This window comes from Methylobacterium sp. OAE515 (assembly GCF_041806315.1).
Taxonomy (GTDB): Bacteria; Pseudomonadota; Alphaproteobacteria; order Rhizobiales; family Beijerinckiaceae; genus Methylobacterium; species Methylobacterium tardum.
Genome location: NZ_JBGMUV010000001.1, coordinates 2,318,146 through 2,331,975, shown reverse-complemented (window position 1 = coordinate 2,331,975; position 13,830 = coordinate 2,318,146). Strand labels below are relative to the sequence as shown.

Genomic DNA, 13,830 nt, shown 5'->3' with positions numbered 1-13,830 from the left:
ACGCGGCCATCAGCCGACGCTCATCAGGCTGGCATTGCCCCCCGCCGCGGCCGTGTTGATCGCGGTGGAGACCTCGTCGACGAGCCCGATCGCGGTGTAGAGGTCGCCCCCTGCCAGTGCCTCCGGGGTCCGGGCCTGGACCGGCAGGATCGCCCCGGCGCGCGCCGCGACGGTCCGGTTCAGACCCCGAAGGCCGTCGGCATCGCCCTCGAACAGGATAGCCGCGACGTCGCCAGCTGCCTCCAGAGCCGGAGCGTCGTCAACGCGTGCCGCGCAGGCCTCCGGCAGACCGTGAAGCGCGGCCCGGATCGGCTCAGGCGCGATGACGACGGCGCGATTTCCGCACGCCAGGATCGCGCCGACCTGAAGGAAGAGGCCCGGCTCCGTCGCGGCGATGGCCGCGACACGCCCGCGTGCTCGGAGGCCGTAAAGGTTTCGCTCGCCGACCGGCCCCGGGAGGTCAATCTGCGCGGCGGCCGGGTACCGGGCGGATGTGAGGGCCTCCGCCAACCGACCGTACCCCTTCGATCTCAGCCACGCCGCGTAGGGACATAGGAGCGTATCGCCGGTTCCGAGCCCGTCCAATGAAGCGGCCGGCTGCCTCCGGACCAGTCGGCCCAGATAAAGCGGGCCGCCCGCCTTCGGACCCGTCCCCGACAGCCCGGATCCGCCGAAGGGCTGCACGCCCACCACCGCGCCGATGATGTTGCGGTTCACATAACGGTTTCCGGCCCGGACGCGGTCCAGCACATGCGCGATCGTCTCGTCGATGCGGCTGTGCAGGCCGAAGGTGAGGCCGTAGCCAGTGGCATCGATCGTATCGAGGAGCCGGTCGAGATCCGTGCGGCGGTAGCGCAGCACGTGCAGCACCGGCCCGAAGACCTCGCGCTCGACATCCGCGACGCGGCTGATCTCGATCAGGGTCGGCGGCACGAAGGTTCCGTTTGCCGCCTGCGTCGGACACGCGAATTGCTCAACGGCAAAGCCGCGGTCGCGCATCGTCGCCACGTGGGCGGTGATCGTGTGCGCGGCCTCGGCGGTGATGACCGGGCCGACATCGACGGAGAGCTGGCGCGGGTCCCCGAGCGCGAGTTCACGCAAGGCGCCCCGAAGCATGTGCAGCGTGCGATCTGCGATCTCTTCCTGGAGGCACAGGATCCGCAGCGCGGAGCAGCGCTGGCCCGCGGAATCGAACGCGGACGCGATCACGTCCGCCACCACCTGCTCGGCCAGCGCCGAGGAATCGACCACCATCGCGTTCTGACCGCCGGTCTCGGCGATCAGCGGCACCGGCTCACCATGGCGGCTCAGGCGCTCGGCGAGGATGCGCTGGATGCCCTTGGCCACTGCCGTCGAGCCCGTAAAGATCACCGCTTCGATGCGCCTGTCGCCGACGAGGGCGGCACCCACGGCGCCGTCGCCGGGCACAAGCTGGAGCGCGTCTTCCGGGACGCCAGCCTCATGCAGCACCCTAACCGCTTCGGCGGCGGTCAGGGGCGTCTCCTCGGCCGGCTTCGCGAGGACCGGATTACCCGCCGCCAGCGCGGCCGCGACCTGCCCGACGAAGATCGCCAGCGGGAAGTTCCAGGGTGCGATGCAGGTCACCGGCCCGAGGGAAACCTGCGCGCCCTCGAAGATGCGCTGTGCTTCGGCCGCATAGTAGCGCAGGAAGTCCACGGCCTCGCGGATCTCCGCCACGGCGTTGGCATAGGATTTCCCGGCCTCGCGCACGATCAGCCCGATCAGCACCGGCATCCGCGCCTCGAGCGTGTCGGCGGCGCGGCGCAGGCACGCCGTGCGGGTGCCGAGCGGGGTCGAGGCCCAGGCTTCGGTGGCGCGTTCGGCGCGTGCGAGTGCCGCCTCGATGTCCGGCGGTGAGGCCGGACGCCAGGCCCCGACATGATCCCGATGATCGGCGGGATTGCGCACCGGATTGTCCGCCGAGGCCGGATCCGCACCGGTCGGGACCGAACGCCAGGGTATCCGGCCGCTCGCCGCCAGGGCCTCGGACAACCGGGCCAGCGCGGCCTCGTCGGCGAGATCGAGGCCCGCCGCGTTGGCCCGGGCCGGGGCGTAGAGCGCGCCTGGGCGCGCGATGCGCTCGTGCGGGGCGCCGGGCCGCGGCATGGCTTCCACCGTCGCGACCGGATCGGCGATCAACGTCGCGATCGGCACGGCCTCGTCGGCGACCCGGTTCACGAAGGACGTATTGGCTCCGTTCTCCAGAAGCCGCCGGACCAGGTAGGCGAGCAGCGTCTCGTGCGTGCCGACCGGCGCGTAGATCCGGCACGGCCGCCGCAGGTCGGTTCCGGCGACGACGGCTTCGTAAAGCGGCTCGCCCATCCCGTGCAGGCATTGGAATTCGTACTGCCCGAGCCGGAACGCCGGGCCCGCCATCTCGACGATGCTGGCCAGGGTCTGAGCGTTGTGGGTCGCGAATTGCGGGAAGACGGCGTCGGGCGCGGCGAGAAGCCTGCGTGCGGTGGCGAGATACGATAGGTCGGTGTGGACCTTACGGGTGAAGACCGGGAAGTCGGCCAGCCCATCCACCTGCGCGCGCTTGATCTCGCTGTCCCAATAGGCACCCTTCACGAGGCGCACCATCAGACGGCGCCGGCTGCGCCGGGCTAGGTCGATCATCACGTCGATGACGAACGGGCAGCGCTTGCCGTAGGCCTGAACGACGAAACCGAGCCCGTCCCAGCCGGCAAGCGCCGGATCCAGCGCGAGGGCTTCGAGGATGTCCAGGGACAGATCGAGGCGGTCGGCCTCCTCGGCGTCGATGTTGAGGCCGATGTCGTAGCCCATCGCCAGAACGGCGAGCGCCCGCACCCGGGGGACAAGCTCCGTGAGGACACGGCCGCGCTGCGCCCGCACGTAGCGGGGATGGAGTGCTGAGAGCTTGATCGAGATCCCCGGCCCGCGGAGCACGCCCCGCCCGGCGGACGCCTCGCCGATGGCCCGGATCGCCCCCTCGTAGGAACGGGTGTAGCGCTCCGCATCCGCGGCGGTGAGCGCGGCTTCGCCGAGCATGTCGTACGAGTAGGTGAACCCCTTCGCTTCCATGCGGGCGGCGTTGCGCAGGGCTTCCGCGATGGTCCGTCCGGTCACGAACTGCTCGCCCATCATCCGCATGGCGAGATCGACCCCCGTGCGGATGACCGGCTCGCCGCCGCGGGCGATCAGCCGGGTCAGCGCGGCGGAGAGGCCGGCCTCGTCGCGCGTGGCAGCCAGGTGGCCGGTGACCAGCAGGCCCCAGGTCGCCGCATTGACGAGCGGCGACGGGCTGTGACCGAGATGGGCGCGCCAGTCGCCGCCCGCGATCTTGTCGCGGATCAGCGCATCGCGGGTCGCCGCGTCGGGGATGCGCAGGAGCGCCTCGGCGAGGCACATCAGCGCCACGCCTTCCTGGCTCGACAGCGCGTATTCGTGGATCAGGCCCTCGACCCCGCCGCGGCGGGTCTGCCGACGCAGGGCCTCGACCAAGTGCCGGGCCTGTTCGGCCACGCGCCGGGCGGCATCGGGCGAGAAGCGCGCCTGATCGAGGAGCGGCGCGACGCAATCCGGTTCGGGCCAGCGGCAGGCCGCGACGACGGCCGCCCGGAGCGGAGACAATTCAGGCAGCGCCGCCGCGAAGGCGTCGAACGGCCCGGCAATATCGTCGATCGCATGGGATGCGTGCATGGATCATCCCCCCGGGTGCGGCTGGCAATCCTCTCGCCGGCCCGGGTGCAGGCTACGCCGTCTGCTGCTGCGATTTAAGCGCCACTCACCGATCGAGGATGCGTCGTGCGACCACGGGGCATCGCTGAGCACCGACAGCGCTCACGCGGCCCGCGCGTTTTGACAGCGGCGAAAGCGGTGGCAGAAGCCCGACATGACCGCGATCCTGATCTACGGCGCCAACGGCTATACTGGGCAGCTCTTGGCCGAGCACGCCGCCGCCCAAGGTTTGCGCCCGATCCTGGCGGGTCGCGATCCGGACAAGCTGCAGCCGCTGGCCGCGCGCTTGGGGCTGGAAACGCGCGCCGCGCGCCTCGACGATCCTTCGCGCCTGCGCGCCATTCTGGCAGGGGTCGCGACGGTGATCCACGCGGCCGGTCCGTTCTCCATGACGGCGCGGCCCATGGCCGAAGCCTGTCTCGCCGCGGGCGCGCATTACCTCGATATCACCGGTGAGATCGAGGTTCTGGAAGCCCTCGCGGCGCGGGATGCGGACGCGAAGGCGGCTGGGATCGTCCTGCTTCCGGCTGCCGGCTTCGACGTGGTCCCGAGCGATTGCCTCGCGGCCCATGTGGCGCGCCGCCTGCCCGGCGCGACGCAGCTTCGGATCTCGATCGGCGGCTTCGGCGGGTTCAGCCGCGGCACCGCCCGCACCATGGCCGAGGGCATCGCCTGGGGGACGCGGGTGCGCCGGGACGGCCGCATCGTCGAATTGCCGAGCCCGCCCCGCAGCAGCGCCGATTTCGGCCGCGGCCCGCGGCGCACCGTCGGGCTCGGCTGGGGCGACGTGTCGAGCGCATGGTATTCCACCGGCGTCCCCAACATCGACGTGTATTTCGAGGCATTCCCGGCCATGGCGGCGGCGGCCGGGCTGCCGGCCGGCCTTAGGAAGATCATCGCCGGACGCACCGCGCAGCGTCTGATCAACCGCGGCATCGACCGGCTGCCGGCAGGGCCATCGGCCTCGGCGCGGGCTTCGGCCCGCAGCACCTTTCTGGCGGAGGCTTGGGATGCGGCCGGCCACCGGACGGCGAGCCGCATGGAGACGCCAGAGGGCTACACCCTGACGGCTTGGACGGCACTGGAGGTCGCCCGGCGCCTGGCCTCCGGCGCGGTGGCGGCGGGCTTCCACACGCCGGTCACCGCCTTCGGCCCGGACTTCATCCTGGGCTTTCCGAACGTGGTTCGGACGGATCTCTGACGATCATGTTCCGTCGTCATCCCGGACCCGCCTTCGGCGTTCCGGAATGACGGGGCGGATTATCGCAGGTGGACCAGAATACCTCCGGGACGAGGGTTTCAATTATCCCGGAGAATGCAAACGACACTCAGCGTATCACACCGTCGCGCCGATCTGCCAGGGCGCGAACTCCGACGAACCGAAATCGAACTGCTCGCTCTTCGTGCGCTCGCCGCCGGCGACCTTCAGGATCAGCTCGAAGATCCGCTGTCCGGCCTGCTCCACGGTTTCTTCTCCGTCGAGGATCGTGCCGCAATTAACGTCCATGTCCTCCTCTAGCCGTCGGTACATGGCCGAGTTCGTGGCGATCTTGATCGACGGCGCCGGCTTGCACCCGAAGACGCTGCCGCGGCCGGTGGTGAAGCATACGAGATTCGCCCCGCCCGCCACCTGCCCCGTCGCCGAGACCGGGTCGTAGCCGGGCGTGTCCATGAACACGAAGCCCTTGGCGGTGACCGGATCTGCGTAGCGCAGCACCTCGACCAGGTTGGTGCTCCCAGCCTTCGCCATGGCGCCGAGCGACTTCTCCAGGATCGTGGTCAGGCCGCCGGCCTTGTTGCCGGGCGACGGGTTGGCGTCGATCTCCGAGCCCTCCTTGCGGGTGTATTCCTCCCACCAGCGCATCAGGTCGACGAGCTTCTGGCCGACCTCAGGGCTCACCGCGCGGCGGGTGAAGAGGTGCTCCGCCCCGTAGGTCTCGGTGGTCTCCGACAGGATCACCGTACCGCCATTCTGCACCACGAGGTCGCTGGCGATGCCGAGCGCCGGGTTCGCCGAGACGCCGGAATAGCCGTCCGAGCCGCCGCATTGCAGGGCGACGATCAGCTCGCTTGCCGGCACCGGCTCTCGATGGACCACGTTCGCCTCAGCCAGGATGCCCTTCACGAAGTCGATGCCGGCCTCGACGGTCTTCCGGGTCCCGCCGAGGCTCTGGATGTTCATGCTGCGGATCCGGTCGCCGAGGCCCTGCTCCTCCAGGAAGGCGCCGATCTGGTTCACCTCGCAGCCGAGCCCGATCATCACGATGTGCGAGAAGTTGACGTGCCGCGCGTAGCCCGCGAGCGTCCGGCGCAGGAGCCGGAGCGGCTCGCCCATGGCCATACCGCAGCCGGTCTTGTGGGTCAGCGCCACGACGCCGTCGACGTTCGGATACGCGGCCAGCGGATCGAGCCCGAGGATCGGGTGGCGCCGGAAGGCGTCGGCAATCAGATCGGCGACGTGGGCGCTGCAATTCACCGACGTCAGGATGCCGACATAGTTGCGCGTCGCCACACGGCCGTCGGGGCGGCGGATGCCCTGGAAGGTGGCCGGCGGGGTGACCAGCCGCGTCGGCCTGGCATCGACGCCGAACGCGTAGTCGCGGGCGAACTCGCCCATCCCGAGATTGTGGACGTGGACGTGCCGGCCGGCCGCGATGTCGTCCTTCGCGAAGCCGATGATCTGGCCGTACTTGGTCACCGCCTCGCCGCTCCGGTGCGGACGCACCGCGACCTTGTGGCCGGCCGGGATCCGCTCGGCGGCCGTGACGCCGTCCGCGACCGGCGTGCCCGGCTCGATGGCACCGCGGGCAACGACGACGCCGTCGTCGGGGCGGAGGGTGATGACGGGATAGGCGCACATCGGTCTCTCCTGACAATCCGTCGTTGCGGCTTCGCTCATCGGGCCGCTTCGGGCCGGAGGGCCGGGGCGCGGGCGTCCCGGACCGGCAGCGGCGCGATCTCGCCGACGACAAAGAGGTAGATGAAGGCGCCCAGCAGGCAGAAGCCGCCGGCCACCATCAGCGGGATCGCGAACGAACCCTGGGTCACGGTCAGCATGAACCCCGTGAAGGTGGTCGTCACGATCCCAGCGACGTTCGAGGCGAAATTCTGGATGCCGCCGATCGACGCGACGTGGGCGGGTGTCGGCGCGACATCCCCGGGCAGAGCCCAGATCGACGCGGCCGTGAAGGCGAGGCTGCCATAGGCCACGGCGAAGCAGAGCAGCGCCACGTAGATGTTCGGCGCGATGATCGACAGGGTGATCACCGACGACATCAGCATGCCGCCGACCAGGCAGGTCTTGCGCGCCGCCGTGAGGCTCCAGCCCCTGCGGTAGAGCGCGTCCGACGCGAAGCCGCCGAGCCAGCCAGCCGGGATCGAGGCGAGCGCCGGGAGGCTGCCCAGCGTGCCGAGCTCCGCGAGCGAGAAGCCGCGCGCCTTGACCAGGTAGGTCGGAAACCACGTGATGAAGAAGTAGATCACGAAATTCAGGCAAAAGAATCCGGCCATCATCCCCCAGACCGTGCGGTAGCGGAACAGGGACAGCCACGGCACCTGGTTCTGGGCATCGGCGACATCGGCGGCATCGACCGCTTTCGGCCGCTCCTGCGCGGCCCGCAGCGCCGCGAGTTCCTCGGGTGTCACCGCCGGATGGTTCTCGGGCTCGCGGTAGAGCCACATCCAGAACACCGCCCAGACGAAGCCGAGCAGGCCGGTGATGATGAAGGATTCGCGCCAGCCGAGCGTCGCGATCACCCACGAGACCAGTGGGATCGCGAGCGCCGATCCGACCCGGGAGCCGCTATCGAAGATGCTGCTGGCGAAGCTCCGCTCCGAGCGCGGGAACCACGAGGCCGCGACCTTGGCGAAGGATGGATAGGCCCCGGCCTCGCCGACGCCCAGCAGCATGCGCAGTCCGAGCAGGGACAGGAAGCCTCGGCCGACCGCGGTCAGCGCCGTGCAGGCCGACCACCAGACCACCGCGACCATCAGAGACAGCCGCGCCCCGACCCGGTCGGCGACGTAGCCGAAGGGCAGCTGCATCACCGCATAGGTCCAGAAGAAGCCCGACAGGATCAGGCCCATATCGGTGGCGCTGAGGCCCAGCTCCTTCGACATGGTCGGCGCGGCCACCGCGAGGTTGGCGCGGTCTATGTAGTTGATGGCGTTGGCGGCCATGCAGAGGCCGATCATGAGCCAGCGCAGTCTGGACATCCTGTTCCTCCCGAGTCGCGGGGATGGCGTCCCCGGGCAGTGCGGCGCCCCGTTATCCGAGGGTCTTCCGCAGGCGCATCTCGTCGAGTCCGGGGCGCGCGGCTCCGGTTCAGTCGCGATAGGCGTTGCCGTCCAGCCCGTGCGGACGTCCGGCGGCGAGCAGGGTCTCCCAGACGGGTTCGGGCAGCGGGACGCCGTCGGCGAGGCGTTCGGTTCGCATCCGCCGCTCCGGCTCGCCGGGCAGCAGCACCTCCGCGCCGGGCATCGGCTTGGCGCTCTTGAAGAAGTCGAGGTAGGTCCGCGCCTCCACGGCGAGGGCGTTCTCGGTCCCGAAGGCCTCGGGCATCACGTAGATCGACAGCATGCCATTGCAGATCCGCCGCTTGCCCGGCCCGGCGGCGCCGGACCCGGTGAACGCGCCGGCGAGAAGCTCGCAGATCAGCGCGAGACCCGAACCCTTATGCTCGCCGAAGGCCCGGATCGCCCCCGCGCCGCGCTGGTTGTCGCGCTCGACGCCCTCGAGCGGTCCGAAGAGCGTGGCCGGATCGGCGCTGAGGCTTCCGTCCGGCTCGATGAGCGCGCCCTCCGGCAGCGGCTTGCCGCCCCGGGACGCGACCAGCACCTTGCCCTCAGCCACGGCCGAGGTGGCGAAGTCGAGGATGATCGGATCCGCGCCCGGAACCGGGAAGCCAGCGGAGAACGGCGCCGTGGAGAACCGGCGTTCCACCGAGCCGAACGGTGCGACCAGCAGGCTCCCCGCCACGTTGACGAAATGGATCGAGATCAGACCGGCCGCAGCGGCGCGCTCCGCCCACTCGCCAATGCGCCCGAGATGGCCGGCATGGCGGAGCGCGACGATGGCGACGCCCGTCTCCTTGGCCTTGGCGATGCCGAGATCGGTGGCGAACGGCCCCGCCGTCTGCCCGAAGCCGTATTGCGCATCGAGGAGCGCGAAGGACGGGGCGTCGGTGATGATCTCGGGCGTTCGGCCGGCCTCGACCTCGCCCGACCGCAGCCATTCCACGTAGCGGGTGACGCGGACGACACCATGGGAGTCATGGCCGGTGAGGTTGGCGGCCACGAGGAAGCGGCCGATCCGCTCGGCCTCCGCCTCCGCGCAGCCCTCGCGCACGAAGATGTCTCGCACATAGGCAGACAGCCTGTCGGCCGAAATCCGCATCCCGTGTCCTCCCTGGCCGCGCCTCGTCGGGCGCGTGCGGGATGAACCTAGCGCCCTCACACGTGCTGCGCGAGCACCCGCGGTGACGGCACGGCGGTGAATGTCGTCCCGGTCACGGCCCCGGTTGCGGCGGATCGCCGTAGGGGAAGAAGTCGGCCGCCCGCATCTGGCTGTAGGGCAGATGGTCGAGCCGGACCGTGCCGAGGAACGGGTCCGGCGGCTCGACCAGCAGGATCGTCCGGGCGTAGCCGCTGTCGTCGAAGCCGCGCCGGAAATGCACCCGCGATTTGATCGCCACAACGTCGAACGCGGCCGGGTCGAGGCCGAGGCTCCAGAGCTCGGCGGGCTCGACGATCTGGGCGAGTTGCGGGCTGAGCACCAGAACGTTGCCGGATCCGAAGCCGATGCAGATCCAGTGGCCGCCCCCGCCACCGCTCCCGGCGACGCCCGGCGCCGGCGCGGCGACCACCTGCAGCACGGTTCCGGTGATCCGCACCGGCGTTCCGGCGGACGGGTCGGCGCCGCCGCCCACGTTCGCATCGAAGGCGTCACCTGGCCTGAGACCGCAGGCCAGAGCGTCCGTGACGGTTTCGGCCGATGCGATCGTGGCGACGAGGGTCCGGGTCAGGCCCTGCGCCGCGATCTCGCGCAGCAGCCACGTGGCCTGCCCGGAGCGGTCGCTGTGGTCGGCCAGCACGACGGGCCCCTCCCCCACGGCGACGGCCTCACGGGCAAGCCGCACGCCGTCCGCGATGGGGTGAATCCGCGCCGCGTCCAGCAGACCCTGCCGGTGGCGCCACGCGAAGGCGGCGACGTCTCGGGCCACTCTGTCGGCGAGGTCGGGATCGCCGTTGGTCATCGCCTGCACGGTCATGCCGCCGTCCACTGCGTCGCCCCAGGGGAAGCCGAAGAAGACGTTGACGTAGACGTCGGGCTCGCGCGCCTCCCAGACCAAGGCCCGCTGGACGAGGTCGGACCACGGTGCGGCGCCGGTCCACTGCACCACGGTGGGCGAGAGGATCGGGACCTTGATCACGCGGTGGGCCGGCCGGTAGTCGCCGCGCACGGCCCGGACCAGCATGCGGGCAGCGCGCTCGCCCTGGAGATGGCCGTCGTAGTGGGGGAAGTACTTCACCGCGAACGCCATGTCGGCATAGGCGAGAAACGCGTCATCCTCGTTGCCGTGCAGGTCGAAGGTCCCGGCGATCACGGCCCGCGTCCCGACCGCGTCGCGGACCTGCCGGGCGATATCGGCCTCCGGACGGGCTACCCCGTGCACCGCCATCGCGCCGTGCAGCGCCATATAGACGCCATCGAAGGGCCCCTGCGCCTGCAACTCCGCGACCATGTTTCCGAGGAAGTACGCGTAGGCGTCGGCGGTGATCCAGCCCGAGGCGGTGCCGGTGCGCGGCCAGAGCGGCGAGGTGATCCCGACGAGTTCGACGCCCGGGTACTCGCGCGCCACCCGCACGAAGCCGCCCATGTAGCCCTTCGGATCGGTCGCGAGCAGCGCCTCTCCGGAGGCGGGCGAGCCCGGATAGATGAAGTCTTCCCGAGCCGTGTCGTTCGGCAGGAAGGTCACGGTCTCGTGCGTGAACTGGAGCACGGCAATGCGCATCGGGGAGAGATCCTCGGCGATTCGGGGGCGGGTCAGGAGATCTCGCGCACCAGCTTGGCGATGAGGGCGCGCCCGAACGCTGCGAAGCTCTCGGCGCTCATCACGAAGGCCCCTTCGCCCCCGATCACGACGGAGCGGTAGTAGGCCGCCAGACCGCCAGCCGGGTTGGTGTGCTCCTTCAGGAAGCCGGGCATGCCTTCCGGATCGGTGAGGATGACGATGCCGTTGACGGTGCTGCCGGCCGCGACAGCCGCGTCCCGGGCCTCCGTGACGGACGGGCCCGCATTGCCGGTGCCGTCGCCGGAGATGTCGATCACCCTGCGGTCGGTCCGATACGGCGCCTGTGCCAGAAGCGTGGAGGCGAAGCGGAGCGCCGAGCCGATCGCCGTACGGCCGTAGAACGGTCGCGGCGCCGCGGCGAGCTTGGCCGCGAAAACGTTCGCGTCCCGCGGGGAGGCGATCACCATCCAGTCCACCGCGATCTGCTGCTCCCCGGGTCCCGCCCAGTCGAACAGCGCGACCCCGATGCGGCCGGTTGGCCCCTCTCCAATGGCGCGCAGGACGCGCGGATCGCTGAACGCCTCGGCATAGCCGCGCCGTTCGAGTTCGAACCTGTCCTCGCTGATGCTCAGCGACACATCGACGGCGAGGACCAGCAGGACATCGACCGACTGCTCGGCGGCACCGGCGCGGCGGCCCGCCAGCGACACAGCGGCGAGCATCCCGGACAGAAGATGGCGTCGCCGCATGGCCGACACTCGGTGAGGGGCGCCCACACGGGACGGCGGACGGCCACCTCCATGCAACGAGCCTGCCGCTCCTCTGGTTCGGCTCGAGCCGCCCCGGGACGACCGGCCGCTGTGCCGCAAGCCCGGAAAGTTCCGCGCGTGGCGCTCGGGGCTGCTCCGCTTTCCGCCTCATCCCGACCGGACGCCGGCGCGCTACTTCGCCCGCTCAGCGGTGCGGTCAGCACTGTCTCCAGCAAGGTCTGCTACATGCGAATTGTTCATCGGATCGGACGCGTCATCGAGACCCTTGTGGTCGGAGGCGTCGCCGGTACGGTCGCGATGGTCAGCCGCGCGCTCGACGCGACGATCGGGCTCGTCGGCCGCCTGTCCGAGCGCCTGGATGCGCAACTGGCGGAATTGGCCCGCGAGTCCAGGGCGCGGCGCAGGCAGCAGGGCCGCCGACAGATCGATCCCGTCACCCTCAAATGAACCCCGCGCGCCCGCGGTCGGTCGCTAAAGCCCTGGCCCCTTGGCCGCCCCGAAGATGCGGCCCGGGCGGCCGTCCGCGGCTCCCTGAAGCAAAACGACCCAGCTGTCGGCGTCGGCCGTCTTCGTCTGCGTGAAGGGCACGTCGAAGCGCGTCGCCTGCCCGGTCCAAGACCCGAGACGCTGCATGCCCCGCACGACGTTGACGTAGGTCGCCGTGCGGCCGCCATTCTCGCCGCCCTGGATCGCGATCGCCCGACTGCGCAGCACCGGCACCAGCCAGACGTCGCCGCGCAACTCGGTCTTGGCCTCGGGCGCGGCGCCGACCTCGACGAGGATCCGGTCACCCTGCCGCTCGCTCTGCACCGGGACCGGCAACCCCCCACGCTGCGCGGCGTCGCGCAGGAGCCGATCCAGCGTGCTCCTGTCGGAACCGACCGCGAAGGCGCTGCCGTCGACCACAACCTGCGGGGTGAAAACCTGGCGCGCGCCGCGGCCCCTGGCATAGGCACGCTGGCGCTCGGTGAGCGGGCGCAGGGCCAGCGTGTCCTTCCAGCCGAGATAATCCCAGTAGGTCACCGGCAGGGTCAGGGCGATCACGCCGGGCTGACGGGACAGATCGCGCAGAACCGGATCGGCCGTGCGGCACGCGCCGCAACCCTGGCTGGTGAACAATTCCACCACAGCGCGAACCGGCTCGGCCCGCGCCGCCGACGCCAGCACCAGGGTGAAGAACAGAACGGCAGCGCAGAGCGCGCGGCTGTCGCGGGTCAGGGCGCGGTGCCGGGGCGTCATTCGGGTATCAGAACGTCTGGGACACCGTCTGTGAAATCACGTTGGCTTGAGAGCCTTCTACCATCGGTTGAGGTGCCGTCGAGGTCGGCCGCGGCTTCGGCAGCATGTCCGGGCGCCAACGCCGGTGCATCCAGAGCCACTGGCCGGGATTCTCGCGCACCCAGCCCTCGACTACGGACGTCATCGCCTGCATGGCGCCCGCGACGTCGATGGTCCCGTCGGAGGCGCGCGGCAGGTCGAGGGGCGGCGTCAGCTCCAGCCGGAAGCGCCCCTCGGGCAGCCGGACGACGCGGACGCCGTGCACCGGGCACTCGTAGTGCCGGGCGAGCTTGGCCAGCAGCGGATTGGCAAGGCACGGCCGACCGAGGAACTGAACCACGACTCCACGGGTGAAGTGCTGGTCGATGAGCTGACCGAGGTGCCCGCCATTCGCGACGACATCGCGCATGGCGAAGACGGCACCCGGCGTCGAGGCGGCCAGCCCGCCCATGGACCGGCGGCGTACCTCCTGGACGAGGCGGGCTGCGGCCGGATTGTTGGGCGGTCGGAACACGGCGGTCGCGTCCAAGCCGAAGCGGGCCGCGCAGATGGCCGGCAGCTCCCAATTGGCCAGATGGGCCGAGAAGATCAGGCCCGGCTCGCCGTCGTCGCGCAGGGCGAAGAAATGCTCGATTCCCGCGACCTCGGTCCGCGTGGGTGCCGTGGCCGCGGGATCGTAGTCGAACAGGCTGTCGAGATGGGCGTACTCGGCGCCTGTCCGGCCGAGATTGTCCCATGCCTCAAGGGCGATCCGCTTTCGCTCCGCCTCCGTCTTCTCCGGAAAGGCAGCCCGGAGGTTGGCCAGGGCGGTGCGGTGTGCCGGCATGAGCGGGCCGACGACCCGCAGCAACGCGGCCCCGAGGGCGGTCGACCGCTGCGGCCCGAGGGCCCGCGCGAGCCAGACCAGCGTTCGGATCAGGGGGATGGTGGCGAAGCCGGCAAGGCGCGGATACGACCGTTTCAACAGGAGAGCGAGACGCAGCACAATCGAATCCTGGGCCTGACACGGGCGGCCCCCCGACGCGTCCGTAGGGCGAAGCTTAAGC

At 70.6% G+C, this 13,830-nt stretch carries 10 protein-coding genes; 2 read left to right on the top strand and 8 right to left on the bottom strand.

Annotation, left to right across the window (positions count from 1 at the left end):
* Positions 1–9: 9 nt before the first annotated feature.
* Positions 10–3,684, bottom strand: coding sequence for a trifunctional transcriptional regulator/proline dehydrogenase/L-glutamate gamma-semialdehyde dehydrogenase (putA, locus tag ABIE45_RS11380; RefSeq protein WP_192706814.1), 3,675 nt, complete (start codon positions 3,682–3,684; stop codon positions 10–12).
* Positions 3,685–3,877: 193 nt separating this feature from the next.
* Between putA and ABIE45_RS11375 the strand changes: the two genes are divergently transcribed.
* Entirely contained in the window at positions 3,878–4,924 is a 1,047-nt protein-coding gene (locus ABIE45_RS11375; protein ID WP_192706813.1) for a saccharopine dehydrogenase NADP-binding domain-containing protein, read from the top strand.
* Between the two features lie 135 nt (positions 4,925–5,059).
* Here the strand turns inward: ABIE45_RS11375 and ABIE45_RS11370 are convergent, their stop codons facing one another.
* From ABIE45_RS11370 to ABIE45_RS11350, 5 genes are all read right to left on the bottom strand, one after another.
* Positions 5,060–6,583 (bottom strand): altronate dehydratase family protein, encoded by a 1,524-nt coding sequence (locus ABIE45_RS11370; protein WP_192706812.1) that lies wholly within the window; start codon positions 6,581–6,583, stop codon positions 5,060–5,062.
* 35 nt (positions 6,584–6,618) lie between these two features.
* On the bottom strand, positions 6,619–7,938 hold the full coding sequence (locus ABIE45_RS11365; protein ID WP_192706811.1) for an MFS transporter: 1,320 nt from the start codon (positions 7,936–7,938) through the stop codon (positions 6,619–6,621).
* 109 nt (positions 7,939–8,047) lie between these two features.
* Positions 8,048–9,118, bottom strand: coding sequence for a malate/lactate/ureidoglycolate dehydrogenase (locus ABIE45_RS11360; RefSeq protein WP_192706810.1), 1,071 nt, complete (start codon positions 9,116–9,118; stop codon positions 8,048–8,050).
* A 112-nt stretch (positions 9,119–9,230) separates the two neighbouring features.
* Positions 9,231–10,736: a M81 family metallopeptidase gene (locus ABIE45_RS11355; protein WP_192706809.1), complete on the bottom strand. Its 1,506-nt coding sequence runs from the start codon at positions 10,734–10,736 to the stop codon at positions 9,231–9,233.
* A gap of 32 nt (positions 10,737–10,768) precedes the next feature.
* Positions 10,769–11,485, bottom strand: a complete 717-nt coding sequence (locus ABIE45_RS11350) for a DUF1194 domain-containing protein (protein WP_192706808.1) — start codon at positions 11,483–11,485, stop codon at positions 10,769–10,771.
* Positions 11,486–11,623: 138 nt separating this feature from the next.
* Between ABIE45_RS11350 and ABIE45_RS11345 the strand changes: the two genes are divergently transcribed.
* Positions 11,624–11,953, top strand: coding sequence for a hypothetical protein (locus ABIE45_RS11345; RefSeq protein WP_373622305.1), 330 nt, complete (start codon positions 11,624–11,626; stop codon positions 11,951–11,953).
* 24 nt (positions 11,954–11,977) lie between these two features.
* On the opposite strand, the gene ABIE45_RS11340 is transcribed toward ABIE45_RS11345, so the two are convergent.
* The gene (locus tag ABIE45_RS11340) at positions 11,978–12,745 is read right to left on the bottom strand and encodes a DUF1223 domain-containing protein (protein ID WP_192706807.1); all 768 of its coding nucleotides are present in this window, start codon (positions 12,743–12,745) and stop codon (positions 11,978–11,980) included.
* A gap of 7 nt (positions 12,746–12,752) precedes the next feature.
* The gene (locus tag ABIE45_RS11335; RefSeq protein ID WP_192706806.1) at positions 12,753–13,769 is read right to left on the bottom strand and encodes a lipid A biosynthesis lauroyl acyltransferase; all 1,017 of its coding nucleotides are present in this window, start codon (positions 13,767–13,769) and stop codon (positions 12,753–12,755) included.
* Positions 13,770–13,830 lie beyond the last annotated feature (61 nt).

Excerpts from the sequence above, each read along its gene's own strand:
- ABIE45_RS11370 (WP_192706812.1), bottom strand. The coding sequence starts at position 6,583 with ATGTGCGCCTATCCCGTCATCACCCTCCGCCCCGACGACGGCGTCGTC.
- ABIE45_RS11360 (WP_192706810.1), bottom strand. The coding sequence starts at position 9,118 with ATGCGGATTTCGGCCGACAGGCTGTCTGCCTATGTGCGAGACATCTTC.
- ABIE45_RS11375 (WP_192706813.1), top strand. The coding sequence starts at position 3,878 with ATGACCGCGATCCTGATCTACGGCGCCAACGGCTATACTGGGCAGCTC.
- ABIE45_RS11355 (WP_192706809.1), bottom strand. The coding sequence starts at position 10,736 with ATGCGCATTGCCGTGCTCCAGTTCACGCACGAGACCGTGACCTTCCTG.
- ABIE45_RS11350 (WP_192706808.1), bottom strand. The coding sequence starts at position 11,485 with ATGCGGCGACGCCATCTTCTGTCCGGGATGCTCGCCGCTGTGTCGCTG.
- putA (WP_192706814.1), bottom strand. The coding sequence starts at position 3,684 with ATGCACGCATCCCATGCGATCGACGATATTGCCGGGCCGTTCGACGCC.
- ABIE45_RS11365 (WP_192706811.1), bottom strand. The coding sequence starts at position 7,938 with ATGTCCAGACTGCGCTGGCTCATGATCGGCCTCTGCATGGCCGCCAAC.
- ABIE45_RS11340 (WP_192706807.1), bottom strand. The coding sequence starts at position 12,745 with ATGACGCCCCGGCACCGCGCCCTGACCCGCGACAGCCGCGCGCTCTGC.